Source organism: Pseudomonas parafulva (assembly GCF_002021815.1).
Taxonomy (GTDB): Bacteria; Pseudomonadota; Gammaproteobacteria; order Pseudomonadales; family Pseudomonadaceae; genus Aquipseudomonas; species Aquipseudomonas parafulva_B.
Genome location: NZ_CP019952.1, coordinates 1,782,221 through 1,801,246, shown reverse-complemented (window position 1 = coordinate 1,801,246; position 19,026 = coordinate 1,782,221). Strand labels below are relative to the sequence as shown.

Below are 19,026 nucleotides of genomic sequence, written 5' to 3'. Positions count from 1 at the left end.
AGAATCAACACGAAAGACCGCCGCGGTTTATCAGTGCCCGGCCAAGCTTAGGGACGGAGAGAAACAATGATCAGTGCCGCTGTCGCGACTCAAGTAGCTACCTTTACCTCGGAACATCGCGAACCGCTCATCCCGGAGCTCGCCAAGACAGGCAAGGCACCTGGCGCCCAGCGCCAGAACAACCCGAACAAACGCAAGATCCTTTTCGTCACCTCGGAAATCGCTGACCTGGTGAAGACCGGTGGCTTGGGCGACGTCTCCGCTGCGCTGCCACGGGCACTGGCGCACCTGCACGACGTGCGCGTGCTGATCCCGGGCTACCCGCAGGTCGTCGAAAGCGACAACCCCATCCACATCGTCGGCGAGCTGGGCGGCCACGCGGCCTTGCCACCTTGCAAGATTGGCCGGATGGACTTGCCCGACGGCCTGGTGATCTACGTGTTGATCTGCCCGGAGCTCTACCAGCGCCCTGGCACGCCCTACGCAGCAGAAAACGGTCGCGACTGGCCGGACAACCATATCCGTTTCGCCCGCCTGGGCCTGGCGGCTGCAGAAATCGCAGCCGGTGAAGGCATGATCCACTGGAAACCGGAGATGGTGCATGCCCATGACTGGCCAGCGGGCCTGGCCCCTGCGTACATGCACTGGCGCGGCTTGAGTACGCCGACCCTGTTCACCATTCACAACCTGGCGTATCAAGGTGTCTACAGCCGTGGCTGCAGCCCGGAGCTGGCCATTCCCGACCATGCCATGCAGCAGGAAGGCATGGAGTTCTACGGCAAGCTCTCCTTCCTGAAAGCTGGCCTGGCCTACTCCAGCCACATCACCACGGTCAGTGCCACCTACGCCCAGGAAATCACCACGCCCGAATTCGGCTGCGGCCTGGACGGTTTCCTGGCCAGCAAGGCGCAACAAGGGCTGTTGGGCGGCATTCCCAACGGTATCGACGAAAGCTGGGATGCGGCGACCGACAAGCACCTGCAGCATAATTTCAGCATCAACGACTGGGAGGGCAAGGCGCGTAATGCCCAGGCGGTGCGCGAGCTGTTCCAGCTGGACCCTTCCGAGGGGCCGCTGTTTGCCGTGGTCTCGCGCCTGGTCTACCAGAAAGGCCTGGACCTGACCCTGGGCGTTGCCGAGTACATCGTCGAGCAAGGCGGCCAAATTGCAATCATCGGCCGCGGCGAACCCGAGGAAGAGCAGGCCATGCGCGAACTGGCCCTGCGTCATCCCGGCCGCGTTGGTGTGCGCATCGGCTTCAACGAAACCGATGCACGCCGCATGTTCGCCGGCAGCGACTTCCTGTTGATGCCCTCGCGCTACGAGCCCTGTGGCCTGAGCCAGATGTACGCCCAGCGTTTCGGCTCGCTGCCCGTTGCGCGCAAGACCGGCGGGCTGGCCGACACCATCGAGAACGGCGTTACAGGTTTCCTGTTCGATGAATCGACGGTGGAAAGCTACCGCGAGGCGCTCAGCCGGGCGTTCTACATCTACCAGAAAAAAGACCTGCTCAATGCCATGCGCTGCCTGTCCATGACCCAGCCATTCAACTGGTGCCAGGCAGTGGAACCCTACGCACGCCTGTACGAAGACCTGGTCAAGCAAGCCCAGCTGGCTCATTACTGAAGAGAGGTCGAAGATGCAAAGGCATGGCGCACACTTAGAGGACGCCACGTCGGCGCGCTTCGCCCTCTGGGCACCCGACGCGCGCAGCGTGAGTGTGGAATTGCAACACCAGGAAGCCGTCGCCCTCGCCCCCGAGGCCGATGGCTGGTTCACCGGCACCGCCCCTGCCAAGCCAGGGGACTTGTACCGCTACTGCATCAATGGCGAGCTTCGCGTTGCTGACCCTGCATCGCGCTTCCAACCCGAAGGCGTTCATGGCCCCAGCCAGGTCGTGAACCTGGGCGGTTACGCCTGGCAGCATTGCTGGCAAGGCCGCCCCTGGTACGAAGCGGTGATCCAGGAGCTGCATGTGGGCGTACTTGGTGGCTATGAAGGCGTGGCAAGCCATCTGCAACGTATCGCCTCGACCGGCATTACCGCCATCGAACTGATGCCAATCAGCCAATTCCCAGGTACCCGCAACTGGGGCTACGACGGCGTGCTGCCTTATGCAGCGCAGCACAACTACGGCACTCCTGAGCAACTGTGCAGCCTGGTGGACCAGGCACACGGCCACGGGCTGATGGTGATGCTCGATGTGGTCTACAACCACTTCGGCCCGGATGGCAACTTCCTGCATGAGTACGCCAGCTCGTTCTTCCGAGAGGACCGCCACACTCCCTGGGGGGCCGCCATCGACTTCCGGCGGCCGGAAGTGCGCGAATTTTTCATCCAGAACGCGCTGATGTGGATATGCGACTACCGCATCGATGGCCTGCGACTCGATGCGGTACATGCCATCGACCAGCCGGACTTCCTCGAGGAGCTGGCCCAGCGTGTGCGCGAGGCCGTCGAGCCGGGTCGACACGTCTGGTTAGTGCTGGAAAACGAACACAACCAGGCTTTCTTGCTTGAACAAGGCTTCGACGCGCAGTGGAACGATGATGGCCACAACGCGCTGCACGTGTTGCTGACCAATGAAACCGAGGGTTACTACGAAGACTACAAGGACGACCCGATCGGCAAGCTGGCGCGCTGCCTTGGCGAGGGCTTCGTGTTCCAGGGCCAGCCCAACCGCCACGGCGAACCACGCGGCGAACCCAGCGGCCACCTGCCGCCCAGCGCCTTCGTGCTGTTTTTGCAGAACCACGATCAGATCGGCAACCGCGCCATGGGCGAGCGCCTGACCCGGCTGACTTCGCCTGCGGCCCTGCGCGCAGCGACAGGGCTGTTGCTGCTCAGCCCCATGATTCCCTTGCTGTTCATGGGCGATGACGACGGTAGCCGTGCACCCTTCCTGTTCTTCACCGATTTTCATGATGAGCTCGCCGATGCGGTGCGCGAAGGCCGGCGCGGTGAGTTCGAACATTTTGCCGCCTTTGCCGACCCCGAAAAGCGCGCGCGTATACCCGACCCCAACGCCGAGCAGACCTTCCACGCCTCCAGGCCTGACCCGCAGGATGTGATTGCCGGCTGGCATGGGCTGTACCAGCAGCTGCTCACGACGCGCCGTCAGCAGCTTGTCCCACGCCTGCCCGGTACCCGCCCCCTGGGCGCCGAGGTGTTGGCTGACAAGGCACTGACTGCACGCTGGCAGCTGGGCGATGGCAGCACATTGCGCATCGACCTGAACCTGGGCGACCAGCCTCTGCACCTGGAGGCTGCGCCTGCCGGCAGTTGCCTTTTCGACAGCGGCGACAAGGCGCACGCCGGCTCGACGCTTTCGCCCTACAGCTGCGTGGTCACCCTGCTACCCCCCAGACCAGAAGATGCAATGAGCGATTCCCTGCTTCACCGGCTCGCTCAGCGCGCGGGCCTTGCCCGCGACTGGGTGGATGCCAACAACAAACCGCAGCAAGTGACCGATGAGGTACTGCGCAAACTGCTTGAAGCCCTTGGCCATAGGGCTAGCGACGAGGCGCAATTGCAGGACAGCCTGTCCAGGCTCGAACGTAGCGACGACGCACAACACGTTCCGCCGCTGCTCACTGCCGACCAGGGCAAGCCGCTCGACCTCTCGCGGTATTTCCCAGCGCAGGCCGGCGTGCGCGGACAGTTGGAAGATAGCAGCAGCATCGACTTGCAGCTTGATGCCCAGGCCCACCTGCCAGGTGATTTGCCGGTCGGCTATCACCAACTGGAGGTGGCCCAGCACCGCTTTACGCTCGCTGTCGCCCCGTCCGCTTGCCCATCGCTGCATGACTTGGTTCAGGCGGCCCCCGCGCGCTGCTGGGGCTTGTCGGCGCAGCTCTACAGTCTGCGCCGCCCAGGCGATGGGGGCTACGGCGACTGCATGGCCCTCGAGCAACTGGTACGCAGTGCCGCTGAACGGGGCGCCGATGCAGTGGCGATCAGCCCTATCCATGCCTTGTCGGCCTTCGATCAGCAGCACTATAGCCCCTACTCGCCATCGAGCAGGCTGCTGCTCAATACGCTTTACGCAAGCCCGGCGGCCATCCTGGGTGAGCGCACCGTGCGCCTGGCTATCGAGGCCTGCCACCTGGAGCAGACACTGACCTCGCTCGAGCAAGAGCCTTTGGTGGACTGGCCGCGCGCAGCCGATGCCCGGTACAAGCTGCTGGACGCGCTTTACCAGCACTTCAGCCAAGGCGATCACCCGCAACGCGCCGATTTCGAAAGCTATCGCCAGGCCGCAGGCGAGGCGCTGGAGCACCATTGCCGTTTTGAAGTACTGCAAGCCGAGGCGGTCGACAAAGGCCATGGCGCTGATTGGCGCAACTGGCCAGAGGCGTGGCGCGACCCATTTGGGACCGAAGTCCGCGCCTTGGCCGAAAGTTATCCGGCCAGGGTGGAGTTTCACGCGTTCTGCCAATGGCTGACCGAGCGCAGCCTGCAGCGCGCCCAGGAGGCTGCCAAAGGCAGCGGCATGGTAGTGGGCCTGATTGCCGACCTTGCCGTTGGCGCCGATGGCGCTGGCAGCCAGGCCTGGAGCCGCCAGGACGAACTGCTGGCCAACCTTACCGTTGGCGCGCCACCTGACATCCTCAATCGCTCGGGCCAGGACTGGGGCATCTGCGGGTTCTCGCCCGAAGGGCTCAAGCGCAACGGCTACCGCGCGTTCATCGAGATGCTGCGTGCGAACCTTGCCCACGCCGGTGGCCTGCGCATCGACCATGTGATGGGTTTGCAACGGCTCTGGCTGATCCCGCGCGGCTGCAAACCCAATGAAGGCGCCTACCTGTACTACCCGCTCGAAGACATGCTGCGCTTGCTGGCGCTCGAAGCCAGCCGCCACGGTGCAATCATCCTGGGTGAAGACCTGGGCACGGTACCGGACGGTCTACGCGAGGCCTTGGCGCAGAAAAACATCCTGGGCATGCGCGTGCTGCCCTTCGAGCAGACCTCCCCAGGCCAATTCACCCCCCAGCTACAGTGGCCCGACGACGCCTTGGCGACCACCGGCACCCATGACCTGGCGACCGTGGCAGGTTGGCTGAAAAACCGCGACGTCGAATGGAGCCGGCGCCTGGGTTTGATTGATGAATCCACCGAGCAGCAATGGCGCGATGACCGCCGCAAAGAACACGACGGCTTGCGCCGCACGCTTGAAACCCACTATGGCCCGCTGAAGGACGACACTGCCGTGATCGATGCCGCGATTGGTTATGTAGGCCACACCAAAGCTCCGCTGGTGCTGGTCCCGCTTGAAGACCTGCTGGGTTTGGAAGAACAGCCGAACATGCCCGGCACCACCGAAGGGCATCCCAACTGGCGCCGCCGCTTTACCGAGGCGGCAAGCCACATGCTTGACGACAAGGATGCCGCACGGCGCCTGGAAGTGCTGGCGCAAGCGCGCGAGCAGGCATGGGAGCGCGACCGATGAAACCGCTTACCGCGACCCTGCGCCTGCAGTTTCACAGCGACTTTACCCTGGACCATGCCCTGCCGTTGGTGCCGTACTTTGCCCAACTGGGCATCAGCCACCTGTACGCCTCGCCGATCCTCAAGGCCCGCGCAGGTTCGCGCCACGGCTACGACGTCGTCGATCCCACCCAGGTCAACCCGGAACTGGGCGGCGAAGCGGCGCTCGAGCGCCTGGTCAAAGCGCTGCGCCAGCATGGCATGGGCCTGATCGTGGACACCGTGTCCAACCACATGGCCGTTGGCGGCGCTGACAACCCCTGGTGGCAGAGCCTGCTGGCCTGGGGGCGCCGCAGCCCGTATGCGGAGTTCTTCGATATCCAGTGGCACTCCACCGACCCGCTGCTCGCTGGCCAATTGTTGCTGCCGTTCCTGGGCAGCGATTACGGTGTAGCGCTGAAGGAAGGCCAGATCCCCTTGGAATTCGACGCCGACCAGGGGGTACTGCAAATCGCTCACTATGAGCACCGCTTCCCGATCTGCCCGGTCGATTACGGCTGGGTGCTGGCGCTCAGCGCTGACCCGACCCTGACCAGCCTGGCCGAACAGTTCACCGCCCTTGGCGAGTCCGCCACCCCGCTTGACGATGCCGCGCCGTTGCAAGCCGAACTGGCCCGTCGGGTGCGCGAAGGCGCCGACCTGGCCTCGGCCCTGGTGGCATTCGACAGCCGCAGCGAGGCCGGCTTCAAGCGCCTTCACCTGCTGCTCGAGCGTCAGACCTATCGCCTGGCCAGCTGGCGCACCGCTGCCGACGACATCAACTGGCGGCGCTTTTTCGACATCAATGAGCTGGGCGGTTTGCGGGTCGAGCGCCCGGTGGTGTTCGAAGCCACCCATGCCAAGCTGTTCGAGTTGATTGAACGCGGCCTGGTCGATGGCCTGCGCATCGACCACATCGACGGCCTGGCAGACCCACGCGGTTATTGCCGCAAGCTGCGCCGACGCGTGGACAGCCTGATGGCCAGCCGCCCACTGGACGCTTGCGTTGAGCACTTCCCCATCTACGTCGAGAAAATCCTGGGCGTCGATGAGCATCTGCACCGCGACTGGCTCACCGATGGCACCACCGGCTACGAGTTCATGAACCAGGTCTCGCTGTTGCAGCACGACCCGGCCGGTGAGGCCCCGCTGACCGAACTGTGGTCGACGGTCAGCGAGCGCCCGGCGTTTACCGAAGAAGTGCGCCTGGCGCGCCATCTGGTGCTCAACGCAAGCTTGGCAGGTGACTGCGAATCGGTGGCGCAAGCTCTCCTGCAGGTTGCGCGCAACGACCTGATGACCCGCGATTTATCCTTGGGTGCCATTCGTCGCGCCCTGCAGGCACTGGTCGCGCACTACCCGGTTTACCGCACCTACTTCAATGCGTGTGGCCGCCCGGCCGAGGATGAGGCATTCTTCCAGCAGGCCCTGGCCGATGCGCGCCAGGACCTGAGCGAGGCCGACTGGCCCTTGCTGGAGCAACTGGAAAAATGGTTGGGCGGCGAAGGTTGGCGCCAGCTGCCACCTGGCCGTACCCGCAAGCAACTGCGCCACGCCTGCGTACGCTTCCAGCAATTGACGGCCCCCAGCGCGGCCAAGGCCGTCGAAGACACCGCGTTCTACCGCAGCGCAAGGTTGCTCTCGCGCAACGATGTGGGCTTTGAGGCCGAACGCTTCAGCGCTCCGCTGGAGCACTTCCACAACGAGGCTCAGCGACGCCTGCGGGACTTCCCGGACAACCTGCTGGCCACCGCCACCCATGACCACAAGCGCGGTGAAGACACGCGCGCCCGCCTGGCTGTGCTGAGCGAGCGCGGGCCTTGGCTGGCCAGCCGCATGGCGCACTGGCGCGAGCTGGCAGCGCCATTGCACACACCGCTCGAGGATGGGCTGGCGCCGAGTCCTGGTGATGAAATGCTGCTGCTCCAGACCCTGTTGGGCACCTGGCCGTTGGACCTGGCCGTCGATGACGCCCAAGGCCTTAAGCAATACGCCGAGCGTGTCGGTCAGTGGCAACAGAAAGCGCTGCGCGAGGCCAAGCTGCGCAGCAGTTGGAACGCCCCCAACGAAGCCTACGAAAAGGGCTGTGCTCGCTATCTCGAAGGCCTACTGCTGGAGGCCGATGCCCTGCCCCTGCGCACCTCCATCGCCGAGGCGGCGCAGCTGATCAGTTGCCCGGGTGCGCTCAACAGCCTGGTGCAGGCGTTCATGCGCATGACCGTGCCAGGGGTGCCTGATCTGTATCAGGGTAACGAATACTGGGACTTCAGCCTGGTGGACCCAGACAACCGCCGGCCCGTCGACTATCCCGCTCGACGCAGCACCTTGGCAGAGGCCGCGCCGCTCGACGCGTTGTTAAGCCACTGGCATGACGGCCGGGTAAAGCAGGCGCTGGTGGCCCGCGTGCTCGACTGCCGCATGGCCAACCCGGAGCTGTTCCGCCGGGGCAGTTACCTGCCGTTGACCGTCAAGGGGCGCCATGCCGACAAGGTCGTCGCCTTCGCCCGCCTGGGCGACTCACAACGCGCCGTGATTGTCGCGCCGCGCTTGGCCAGCGGTCTGCTGGGCGCGGCACAGAGCCCTCACGTCCCCCCACAGAACTGGGAAGATACCCGGGTCGTATTGCCGTTCGACTTCTCACCTGCCAATTCGACTGGACTTTTCGGTGGGGCCGTTGTCAGCCCTGTAAGAGAGTTGATGGTGTGTGCTGTGCTGTCGGACTTTCCAGTCAATCTGTTGATCGAAGATAACTAGCATTCAGGAGCGTCATATGAGTGTCGATGATAAACGCATACGCGAGTTTGCCTACCAGATCTGGGAGTCGGAAGGTAAGCCACACGGCGAGGAAGAACGTCACTGGGACATGGCCCGCAAATTGGCGGAAGCCGAAGCCAAAGCCCCTGGGGCCAAAGCCAAGGCCCCGGCCAAGCCAAAGGCGCCTGCCAAGCCCAAGGCCGCTGCTGCACCCAAGCCTCCAGCTGACCCTAAAGTCGCTGCATTGCCAGGGGTGAAGCCTGCGGCTTCGAAGAAGCCACGCGCACCGAAAAAGCCGACCGCTAGCTGAACCATCCACGGCCCTGCCGTCTTCAGCACCGCACTGGCACCGAGCACCTCGGTTGCCAGGCCTGATGACGACAAGGCCGTTGCAGTACCCAACCTTATTTTCCAGACAAGGCCATTCGAGGATTGCCATGAGCCCGCGCACCGCAAAGAAAACCCGCTCCGTTGCACCGTCGCGCATTCGCGAAGGCTTACCCTACCCCCTCGGCGCCACCTGGGACGGCCTGGGCGTGAACTTCGCCATCTTCTCGGCGAACGCCACCAAGGTCGAGCTGTGCGTATTCGACGCCACCGGCGAGAAAGAGCTCGAGCGTATCGAGCTGCCTGAATACACCGACGAGATCTATCACGGTTATCTGCCTGACGCGCACCCGGGCCTGATCTACGGCTATCGCGTGCATGGCCCTTACGAGCCTGAAAACGGCCACCGCTTCAACCCCAACAAACTGCTGATCGATCCCTACGCCAAGCAGTTGGTCGGTGAGCTGAAATGGTCCGAGGCGCTGTTTGGCTACACCATTGGCCACCCAGACGGTGACCTGTCGTTCGACGAGCGCGACAGCGCCCCCTTCGTGCCCAAGTGCAAGGTCATCGACCCGGCGTTCACCTGGGGCCGGGACAACCGTGTCCAAACCCCTTGGGATAAGACCGTCGTGTACGAGGCCCACACCAAGGGCATCAGCAAGCGCCACCCGGCCGTGCCTGAGAACCTGCAAGGCACCTTCGCGGGCCTGGCCAACGACGAGCTGCTCAAGCACATCAAGGACCTGGGCGTCTCCAGCATCGAGCTGCTGCCCATCCATGCATTCGTCAATGACCAGCACCTGCTCGACAAGGGCCTGAACAACTATTGGGGCTACAACACCATCGCGTTCTTTGCACCGCACCCAAGCTACCTGGCCAGCGGCAAGATCGCCGAATTCAAGGAGATGGTGGCGCACCTGCACGACGCGGGCCTGGAGCTGATCCTCGATGTGGTCTACAACCACACCGCCGAAGGCAACGAGATGGGCCCCACGCTCTCCATGCGCGGCATCGACAACGCGTCGTACTACCGCCTGATGCCCGACCAGAAGCGTTACTACATCAACGACTCGGGCACCGGCAACACCTTGGACCTGAGCCATCCGTGCGTCCTGCAACTGGTGACCGATTCGCTGCGTTACTGGGCAGGCGAGATGCATGTCGACGGCTTCCGCTTCGACCTGGCGACCATTCTGGGTCGCTACCACGACGGCTACAGTGAGCGTCACAGCTTCCTCGTAGCCTGCCGCCAGGACCCGCTGCTGCGGCAGGTCAAACTGATTGCCGAGCCATGGGACTGTGGCCCAGGTGGCTACCAGGTGGGCAATTTCGCACCGGGCTGGGCTGAGTGGAACGACCGTTTCCGTGACACCGTGCGCGCTTTCTGGAAGGGCGACGAGGGCCAACTGGCCGATTTTGCCGCCCGCATGACCGGCTCTGGCGACATGTTCAACAACCGCGGCCGCAGGCCGTATTCGTCGGTCAACTTCATCACTGCCCACGACGGCTTCACCTTGCGCGACCTGGTGTCGTACAACGAGAAGCACAACGAGGACAACGACGAGAACAACCAGGATGGCACCAGCAATAACCTGTCCTGGAACTGCGGCGCCGAAGGCCCGACCGAAGATGCGGAAATCAACGCCTTGCGCATGCGCCAGATGCGTAACTTCTTCGCGACCCTGCTGTTTGCCCAGGGCACGCCGATGATCGTTGCCGGCGATGAATTCAGCCGCACCCAGCACGGCAACAACAATGCCTATTGCCAGGACAGCGAAATCGGTTGGGTGAACTGGGATCTGGATGAAGAAGGCCAGGCACTGCTGGCGTTCGTCAAGCGCCTGACCCGTCTGCGCCAGAAGTATCCGGTGCTGCGGCGTTCAAGCTTCCTGGTGGGCGATTACAACGAGGCAATCGGCGTCAAGGACGTGACATGGCTGGCGCCCGATGGCAACGAGATGAGCGTTGAACAGTGGGAAGACCCTAACGGTCGCTGCCTGGGCATGCTGATCGATGGTCGTGCGCAGGTCAGTGGCATTGCCCGTCCAGGTTCGGAGTCCACCGTGTTGCTGATCGTCAACGCCCACCACGATACCGTGCCGTTCAAACTGCCCAGCGTTCCAGAGGGCGAACACTGGAGCTGCGTGATGGATACAGACCGGCCACAACTGCGCAAACCCGAAGACCTGCCATTCGACAGCTCGTTTGACCTGACAGGGCGCTCGGTGGCGCTGATGGTGCTCCAGCACAGCGAAGATTGATGGCAAGCGCATACGTCACGCGCAATGCGTGACGTAGTCGTCACAGACCCGCCGGGCCATCTCAGACAGGGATTGCCCGGCGGGTTTTTTCTGGTGGTTCGACTGTTACCGCTTGAGCCTGCGGCAGGCACGCTCTACACCTTCAACCGGACTATGACGGCCGGCCAGTGCGGTAAAGCCACCGCGGGCAGAACGCCCGCGGGTAGCTGACGATCAGACCGGCTTGAGCACCAGTATCGCCAGCGGAGGCAGGTTCAGCGCCAGCGACAACGGCTGACCATGGCAGGGGGTCTGCTGCGAGGCGACCGTGCCCATGTTACCCACATTGGAGCCCGCATAGGCTTCGGCATCGCTGTTGAGCAGCTCCTGCCATTGCGCCCCGAACGGCACACCGATGCGGTAGCCCTCGCGCACCACGGGCGTGAAGTTGGCAACCACCAGCACTGGCTCGCCCGCGCTGCTCCACCGCAGCCAGGCGAATACACTGTTCTGCGCATCATCCCCGATCAACCACTGGAAGCCCTCGGGCTTGCAGTCCTGCTCATGCAGGGCAGGCACATCGCGGTACAGGCGGTTCAGGTCGCCCACCAGGCGCTGTACACCCTGGTGCTCCGGATACTGCAGCAGGTACCAGTCCAGCTGGTGGTCGTGGTTCCATTCGCGCCACTGGCCGAACTCGCAGCCCATGAACAGCAATTTCTTGCCCGGGTGCATCCACATGAAGGCCAGGTAGGCACGCAGGTTGGCGAACTTCTGCCAGCGATCGCCCGGCATCTTGTCGATCAGCGAGCGCTTGCCGTGTACCACCTCGTCGTGGGAGATCGGCAGGATGAAGTGCTCGGAGTAGGCGTATACCAGGCTGAAGCTCATCTCGTTATGGTGATGAGCACGGTGCACAGGGTCGTTCTGGATGTAGCTGAGCGAGTCATGCATCCAGCCCATGTTCCACTTGTAGTGGAAACCCAGGCCGCCCTCTTCGGTTGGCTTGCTCACGCCAGGCCAGGCCGTCGATTCCTCGGCAATGATCAAGGCACCCGGCGCTTCATGCGCCGCCACGCCGTTGAGGTGGCGGATGAAGTCGATGGCCTCGAGGTTCTCACGCCCACCATGGCGGTTGGGCACCCATTCACCGGCCTTGCGCGAGTAGTCGCGGTACAGCATCGACGCCACGGCATCTACCCGCAGCCCGTCGATGTGGAAGTGTTTGAGCCAGTGAAGCGCCGAGGCCATCATGAAGCCCCGCACCTCGTTACGGCCGAGGTTGTAGATCAGCGTGTTCCAGTCCTGGTGATAGCCTTCGAACGGGTTGTCGTATTCGTAGAGGGCCGTGCCGTCGAAGCGCGCCAGACCATGTTCGTCCGTGGGAAAATGCGCCGGCACCCAGTCCAGGATCACGCCGATGCGTGCCTGGTGGCAGGCGTCGATGAAGGCGGCGAAGTCCTCTGCCGTGCCATAGCGCGACGTCGGGGCGAACATCGACAGGGGCTGGTAGCCCCACGAGCCGCCAAAGGGGTGCTCCATGATCGGCAGCAGCTCGATATGGGTGAAACCCAGCTCCTGCACGTAGGGCACCAAGCGCTCGGCCAACTCACGCCAATTGTAGAAACGCCCCACCTCCCCAGCTTCGTCCAGCTCGCAGCGCCAGGACCCGGGGTGCAGTTCGTAGATCGACAAGGGGGCGCCGTAGGCGTGGCGCTGGGCGCGCTCGTCCATCCACTGCTGGTCGCGCCATTCATGGGCTAGCGCACCGGCCACCTTGGAAGCGGTGCTGGGCGGCAATTCGGTGGCACGGGCCAAGGGGTCGGCTTTGAGCGGCAGGATCCCATCCTTGCCCAGCACCTCGAACTTGTAGGTCTCACCCACGCCCAGGCGTGGAATGAACAGCTCCCAGACCCCGGCACCGTGGCGCAGGCGCATCGGGTGCCGACGACCGTCCCAGTTGTTGAACTCGCCCACGACCGATACCCGGCGCGCATTGGGTGCCCATACCGAGAAGCACACCCCGTCCACCCCGTCGACTTGTGCCGGCTGGGCACCAAAACGCCCTGCCAGGTCCCGGTGATTGCCCTCGGCGAACAGGTGCAGGTCGATGTCGCCAAGCTGCGGGCCGAAGCTGTAGGGGTCTTCCGTGACTTGCTCGCCGCCAGCCCAGTTGATGTGCAACTGATAGGGAAGCGCCTCGTTCAGGCGCGCGGTGAACAGGCCAGGTATCGCGCCGGGCTGCATGTCAGCCAGTACGCGCTGGTCGTCGCGCGCCAGCACGCGGGCGCCCAGTGCATTGGGCAAGTAGGCACGGATGGTCACGCCCCCTGCAGGATCGGTGTGAGGCCCCAGCACCGCAAAAGGATCGGCGTGCTCGGCGCGCGCCAGGGCATCCAGGTCCCGTTGGCCAAGACCGCCGTTTTCACGCGTTGAAACGTTCATTCTGACTCTCCCCAGGTACTGATCAGTCCATGCAGGCCATGCAAAGGCACGGCCAGCCAGCTTGGACGGTTTTCGGCTTCATAAGTTATTTCGTATGCCGCTTTTTCCAGGCAGAACAGCTCAAGTGCCGCACGCTCGCCTTCGGCTTGTTCCCAGGCGTGGGGCATGGCCGCGGTGGCCAGGCCATAAGCCTCGATGAATGCATGCCGGGACTGGTGAAGATACTGTCGGGCCACCCGCTGCCGAGCTTGTCGCGCCGGCTCGGAAAGGTCCACGGTAGAGGCGCTGCGCAGGATCATCGCAGCAGCATAGTCGAAAGAGCGCAACACACCGCTGACATCTTTGTACGGGCTATGCTTGGCCCGGCGCTCTTCCAGTGGCCGGGATGGTTCCCCCTCGAAGTCGATCAGGTAGGCATCGCCTTGCACCACCAGCACCTGGCCCAGGTGAAGGTCGCCATGCACACGCATCAACAGGCCGCCCTGCGCCTGCTGTGCCAGTTCGGCCACGCGCTGGGCGAGCCCGTCGCGCTGCTGCTGCAGGTCATCGACCAATGCCTGGCTTTCCGCGTCGAGCTTGTCACGGTGCTGCGTCAACAGATCCAGCGCATGGGTCAGCTCTGTGCTGATCTGTGCACTCCACCGCTCGCTGTCTTCGGCAGTGCTCGGATAAGGCGCGAAAGCCTCGTCATCGGTAGGTGCCGCGAGCATCAGGTGCATCTCGCCCAGGCGCTGGCCAAGCAGGGAAGCGAAGTCGCGCAGCTCGTTGACCGCGTCGGTGTGCGGTTCACCTTCGCTGCTGGAGGGCTGCATCTGGTCGCGAATGGCGCGCTCCAGGGTGTTCTGGGACCAGGCCCAGGCATCGCCCTGATTACTCAGATAGCCTTGGGCGATCATCAACAGGTGCGGTGCGCCTTGGGCATCCTCGCGACTGACCCAGGCCAGCAACGGCGAGATGTTGGCAAAGCCGGCTGCGGTGAGATAAGCACTCATTTCAAGCTCTGGATGAATGCCTGCGTTGACCCGCCGGATCAACTTGAGCACCACCGAATCGCCCACCACTACCGAACTGTTTGACTGCTCGGCGCTCAAGTAGCGCACCGGGCTGTCATCACCCAGTGCCAGGCCAGCCAACTGTTCGGTGTGGTTGAAATGCAGCTCGCCCTGATCATTCCCACAGGACAAGCGCAGGCCTTCCTGACAGGCCTTGAGCACCGCGCGAACGAACGGCTCAAGCACAAAGGCATCGGTGATCAGGCCCACTTCATTGGCCCGTCTCACGCGCGACAAGGCCAACTGCTGCGGCAATGCCGTACTGATCTGCTCCTCGGGCAGCAGGCCGAACGGCAGCTGGTAGCGGCTTGTCACCCCGTCGCTGATCACCTCGATTTCACTAAGCAGCACGGGCGTGCCGGCCGTGGTCATGCGCACGCCATAGCTCAGGTCGACCTGATCAATAGGCCCTTCCTTGCCCGCGAACCAACGCCGCTTGGGCAGGTACTGGGGCAGGATGGTGGACTGCAGGGCGTCGCGTGAAGGCGACTCGAGCAGCTCTTCCAGACGTTTGCGTAGCACTAATGTAGTCAATTCCGGTAACCCCTCAGTAGGCTGGTTATGCCAGCTGGGCATGCGATCGTGGGCAGCCAGCACGAACCAGTAAAAGCCATAAGGCGGCAAGGTCAGCAGGAACGGCAACTGCCCGATGGGCGGGAAGGCGCTGCCCCCGATCATTTCCACGGGGACCTTGTCGGCGTATTGGGACAAGTCCAGTTCCGCAGCCTGGGCTGCGCGGGACACGTTGGCGACACAGAGAATGACCTCGGTGTGGCCATCGGCACCGGTGAACTCCCGGATGTAGGCAAGGATGCGTCGGTTGCTGGGTGTCAGGGTGCGCAGCGTGCCGCGGCCGAAGGCTTTCTGCTGCTTGCGCACGGCGAGCAGGCGACGGGTCCAGTTGAGCAGTGAATGGGGATCGTGGCTCTGCGCTTCGACGTTGACCGTCTGATAGCCGTAGAGCGGGTCCATGATCGGTGGCAGCACCAGCCGCTGTGGGTCGGCGCGGGAGAAGCCGCCGTTGCGGTCAGGCGACCACTGCATGGGCGTACGCACACCGTCGCGATCACCCAGGTAGATGTTGTCACCCATGCCCAGCTCATCGCCGTAGTACAGCGTCGGTGTACCTGGCATGGACAGCAGCAGGCTGGTGAGCAGCTCGATCCTGCGCCGGTCGCGCTGCAGCAGCGGCGCCAGGCGGCGGCGGATGCCGAGGTTGATCCGGGCGCGGCGGTCTTCGGCGTAGTAGTTCCAGAGGTAGTCGCGCTCACGGTCGGTGACCATCTCTAGGGTCAGCTCATCGTGGTTGCGCAGAAAGATGGCCCACTGGCAGTTGGCCGGAATCTCCGGGGTCTGGCGCAGGATGTCGGTGATGGGAAAGCGATCTTCCATCGCAAGCGCCATATACATGCGAGGCATCAGAGGAAAATGGAACGCCATATGGCATTCGTCCCCGTCGCCTTCGCCGAAGTAAGGGCGGGTGTCCTCCGGCCATTGGTTGGCCTCGGCGAGCAGCATGCGGTCAGGGTAATTGGCATCGATCTCGGCCCGGATCGCCTTGAGCACACCATGGGTTTCGGGCAGGTTTTCGTTGTTGGTGCCGTCGCGCTCGATCAGGTACGGGATGGCGTCGAGCCGCAAGCCATCGACGCCCAGGTCCAGCCAGAAACGCATCACGCCGATCACAGCCTTGAGCACCTGCGGATTGTCGAAGTTCAAGTCCGGCTGATGGGAATAGAACCGGTGCCAGAAGTACTGGCCTGCCACCGAGTCCCAGGTCCAGTTGGATTTCTCGGTATCGAGGAAGATGATGCGGGTGCCGTCGTATTTGTGGTCGTCATCGGACCACACATAGAAGTCACGGGCTTTGCTGCCACGTTTGGCGTGGCGGGCACGTTGAAACCACGGGTGCTGGTCGCTGGTGTGGTTGATGACCAGCTCGGTGATTACCCGCAGCCCGCGCTTGTGCGCCTCGGCAATGAAGCGGCGGGCGTCGGCCAAGGTGCCATAGTCCGGATGCACCGCCTTGTATTCGGCGATGTCGTAGCCGTCGTCGCGCCGGGGCGAGGGGTAGAACGGAAGCAGCCATAAGGTATTTACGCCCAGCTCAGCGATGTAGTCGAGCTTGCTGATCAACCCGGCGAAGTCACCGATACCGTCGTTGTTGGCATCGAAGAAGGACTTGATGTGCAACTGGTAGATCACCGCATCCTTGTACCACAGCGGGTCGTCAATGAAGGCTGCCGGGCGGGTACGCTTGGCCATGTACCATTCCTCTGAATGCTTGATCGGTAAAAACCCGTCAGAGAGCGGGCGCGCCCGCTCCCTGACACGCTCAGCTGACTTTGCTGATTCGCCAGATACCGAATGGCTGATGCCAAGGCTCGATGCGCATGAACTGGGTCTTGCCGTACCACGACCAGCGATGACCATTCATCAGGTCCTCCCCGTGGGTTTCGGCACCGTCATCAAGGCCAAGCTCCCACAACGGCAGTTCGAAATGGGCTTCCTGGGCGTTGTGCGGGTCCAGGCTCACGGCGATGAGAATGTAATTGTCACGGGCGGGGGTGCGCTTTGCGAAATACAGGATGTTGTCATTCCAGCAGTTGAGCAGCGTCAGGCCCAGGTGGCTCTGCAGGGCCGGGTTCTGCCGGCGGATACGGTTGAGCTGGGCGATCTCGGCGATGATGTTGCCCGGTTGGGTAAAGTCTCGCGGGCGGATCTCGTACTTCTCCGAGTCCAGGTATTCTTCCTTGCCCGGCAGCCCTGCCGCTTCGCACAGCTCGAAGCCCGAGTACATGCCCCACAAGCCCGACCCCATGGTCGCCAGTGCGGCCCGGATGAGGAAGCCGGCCCGGCCATTTTGCTGGAGGAAGAACGGGTTGATGTCTGGCGTGTTGACGAAGAAGTTCGGCCGGTAGCATTGGCTCCACGGCGGCTGGTTGAGCGTTTCGAAATACTCGCTCAGCTCCTGCTTGGTGTTGCGCCAGGTGAAATAGGTGTAGCTCTGCGCATAGCCGACCTTGCCCAGGCGGGCCATCATGGCGGGCTTGGTGAACGCCTCAGCCAGGAACAACACGTCCGGGTATCGACTGCGCACATTGGCGATCAGCCACTGCCAGAACGGCAGGGGTTTGGTATGCGGGTTGTCCACCCGGAACGTTTTCACGCCCTCCTCCACCCAACCGATGATCACATCACGCAGTGCGATCCACAGCCCAGGCACGGCATCGGGCGCGTAGAAGTCGACGTTGACGATGTCCTGGTACTTCTTCGGCGGGTTCTCGGCATAGCGGATGGTGCCGTCCGGGCGCCAGCTGAACCAGCCTGGATGTTCCTGGAGCCACGGATGGTCCTGGGAGCACTGGATGGCGAAGTCCAGGGCGATTTCCAGACCGTGCTGGGCTGCCGCCGATACCAGGCGACGGAAATCTTCACGCGTGCCGAGTTCGGGGTGGATCGCATCGTGCCCACCGTCGGCACTGCCAATGGCGTAGGGGCTGCCAGGGTCCCCCGGCTGGGCCTGCAACGAATTGTTCCGGCCCTTTCTGTGCTGCATGCCAATGGGGTGAATGGGCGGGAAATACAACACGTCAAAGCCCATGTCGCGAATCATCGGCAGGCGCTGGTGCACATCGTTGAAGGTGCCATGGCGCTGGGGATCATCGGTGATCGAACGGGGGAACAGCTCATACCAGCTGGCGAATTGCGCGGCCGGGCGGTCCACATCCAGCGGGTAGTTGCAACTGCGGGTCAGGTAGCTGCGGTGTTCGGCGGCGGCCATCATCTGCGATGCCTCGGCGCCCAGCAGCAGGGCCACTTGTTCATCCTCGGGCAGCGTCTGCAAGGTGGCTTGCAGCGACTGTAATTGCTCGCGCAAGGCGCCGCTGCTCAATTCAATGCCCTTGCCCAGCAGCAACCGCCCTTCCTCGAGTTCCAGCTTTACGCCGACGCCGGCATTGAACTTTTTCTCCAGGTCGTAGCAGTAGGTGGCGTAGGGGTCGATCCAGGCTTCGATGCTGAACACATGCGGCCCGATTTCAGTGGGGGTGAATTCTGCCAGCCACAGGTCATTGCCGGGCGAAGTCATGGGCACGCAATGAATGCGACGGCTACCGGCCTGGCACCAGTTCAACACCACAGCCATCCGGTCGTGGCCGTCGGTGAATACCTTGGTGCTGACCGAAACCGGCTGGTTGCTGATGGCCTTGGCGGCAAAGGCGCCGCCGTCGAGCACCGGCTGGGTGTCCTCTATGGCGATACGCGGTGCCATCAAGGCCTGGGACAGGCTGATGACCTGGTCCGGATGATCATTTGCCGTGGGCACGCTTTCGAAGGGCTCGTTCAAAGACATCAGGCCTTGCTCCCTGGGACTGGTGGCGGTAAGGATTGAGAGCGCGGCGACCAAGCCTGGGTTCAAAAATGAATTGATTCGAAGCACCAGCGGTCGAACGCTGCAGGACAGGTTCACTCAACCGCAAGAGGCATGGCCATGACGCTCCCAACGCCCCCGGAAACGCCCGATCCGAACATTGACGATCCCAACCTCCCGCCCCCAGAGCCTGAGCGTGACCCGGATGACCTGCCGATTCAGCCGACCGTGCCGCCAACCGTGGGTGACCCACCCAGTCAAGAACCCCCGATAAAGGCGTAAGACTGTTCATTCAAGATCGCTGGGGCCGCTGAGCGGCTCCAGGTGAACGGCACTACGCTAACGGCGGGCGATTGAAGTCGACGAC

Annotated in this window: 8 protein-coding genes and 1 pseudogene; 6 read left to right on the top strand and 3 right to left on the bottom strand. The window is 63.2% G+C overall.

What is annotated here, in order from left to right:
• Window positions 1-66: 66 nt before the first annotated feature.
• From glgA to glgX, 6 genes and pseudogenes are all read left to right on the top strand, one after another.
• Entirely contained in the window at window positions 67-1,626 is a 1,560-nt protein-coding gene (gene glgA, locus B2J77_RS07995; protein WP_027916213.1) for a glycogen synthase GlgA, read from the top strand.
• A 13-nt stretch (window positions 1,627-1,639) separates the two neighbouring features.
• Window positions 1,640-3,373: pseudogene (gene treZ / locus B2J77_RS07990) on the top strand (malto-oligosyltrehalose trehalohydrolase); the annotation flags it as partial.
• A gap of 6 nt (window positions 3,374-3,379) precedes the next feature.
• Complete coding sequence (gene malQ, locus B2J77_RS07985; protein ID WP_058639582.1) at window positions 3,380-5,449, top strand: 4-alpha-glucanotransferase; 2,070 nt, start codon at window positions 3,380-3,382, stop codon at window positions 5,447-5,449.
• Entirely contained in the window at window positions 5,446-8,220 is a 2,775-nt protein-coding gene (locus tag B2J77_RS07980) for a malto-oligosyltrehalose synthase (RefSeq protein ID WP_058639576.1), read from the top strand. The genes malQ and B2J77_RS07980 overlap by 4 nt, the downstream gene beginning before the upstream one ends.
• A 16-nt stretch (window positions 8,221-8,236) precedes the next feature.
• On the top strand, window positions 8,237-8,530 hold the full coding sequence (locus tag B2J77_RS07975) for a DUF2934 domain-containing protein (RefSeq protein ID WP_058605048.1): 294 nt from the start codon (window positions 8,237-8,239) through the stop codon (window positions 8,528-8,530).
• Window positions 8,531-8,657: 127 nt separating this feature from the next.
• The gene (glgX, locus tag B2J77_RS07970) at window positions 8,658-10,811 is read left to right on the top strand and encodes a glycogen debranching protein GlgX (protein ID WP_058639575.1); all 2,154 of its coding nucleotides are present in this window, start codon (window positions 8,658-8,660) and stop codon (window positions 10,809-10,811) included.
• 213 nt (window positions 10,812-11,024) lie between these two features.
• Here glgX and glgB read toward each other — a convergent pair whose 3' ends face one another.
• The 3 genes from glgB to B2J77_RS07955 form a co-directional block, all read right to left on the bottom strand.
• Window positions 11,025-13,235 (bottom strand): 1,4-alpha-glucan branching protein GlgB, encoded by a 2,211-nt coding sequence (glgB, locus tag B2J77_RS07965; RefSeq protein WP_058639574.1) that lies wholly within the window; start codon window positions 13,233-13,235, stop codon window positions 11,025-11,027.
• Window positions 13,232-16,552: a maltose alpha-D-glucosyltransferase gene (gene treS / locus B2J77_RS07960; RefSeq protein ID WP_078478329.1), complete on the bottom strand. Its 3,321-nt coding sequence runs from the start codon at window positions 16,550-16,552 to the stop codon at window positions 13,232-13,234. Before treS ends, glgB begins: the two co-directional genes overlap by 4 nt.
• Window positions 16,553-16,622: 70 nt before the next feature.
• A complete protein-coding gene (locus tag B2J77_RS07955) occupies window positions 16,623-18,641 on the bottom strand; it encodes an alpha-1,4-glucan--maltose-1-phosphate maltosyltransferase (protein ID WP_058639572.1) in 2,019 nt (672 codons plus the stop codon).
• Window positions 18,642-19,026 lie beyond the last annotated feature (385 nt).

Excerpts from the sequence above, each read along its gene's own strand:
- treS (WP_078478329.1), bottom strand. The coding sequence starts at position 16,552 with ATGGCCAAGCGTACCCGCCCGGCAGCCTTCATTGACGACCCGCTGTGG.
- malQ (WP_058639582.1), top strand. The coding sequence starts at position 3,380 with ATGAGCGATTCCCTGCTTCACCGGCTCGCTCAGCGCGCGGGCCTTGCC.
- glgX (WP_058639575.1), top strand. The coding sequence starts at position 8,658 with ATGAGCCCGCGCACCGCAAAGAAAACCCGCTCCGTTGCACCGTCGCGC.
- glgB (WP_058639574.1), bottom strand. The coding sequence starts at position 13,235 with ATGAACGTTTCAACGCGTGAAAACGGCGGTCTTGGCCAACGGGACCTG.
- B2J77_RS07980 (WP_058639576.1), top strand. The coding sequence starts at position 5,446 with ATGAAACCGCTTACCGCGACCCTGCGCCTGCAGTTTCACAGCGACTTT.
- glgA (WP_027916213.1), top strand. The coding sequence starts at position 67 with ATGATCAGTGCCGCTGTCGCGACTCAAGTAGCTACCTTTACCTCGGAA.
- B2J77_RS07975 (WP_058605048.1), top strand. The coding sequence starts at position 8,237 with ATGAGTGTCGATGATAAACGCATACGCGAGTTTGCCTACCAGATCTGG.
- B2J77_RS07955 (WP_058639572.1), bottom strand. The coding sequence starts at position 18,641 with ATGTCTTTGAACGAGCCCTTCGAAAGCGTGCCCACGGCAAATGATCAT.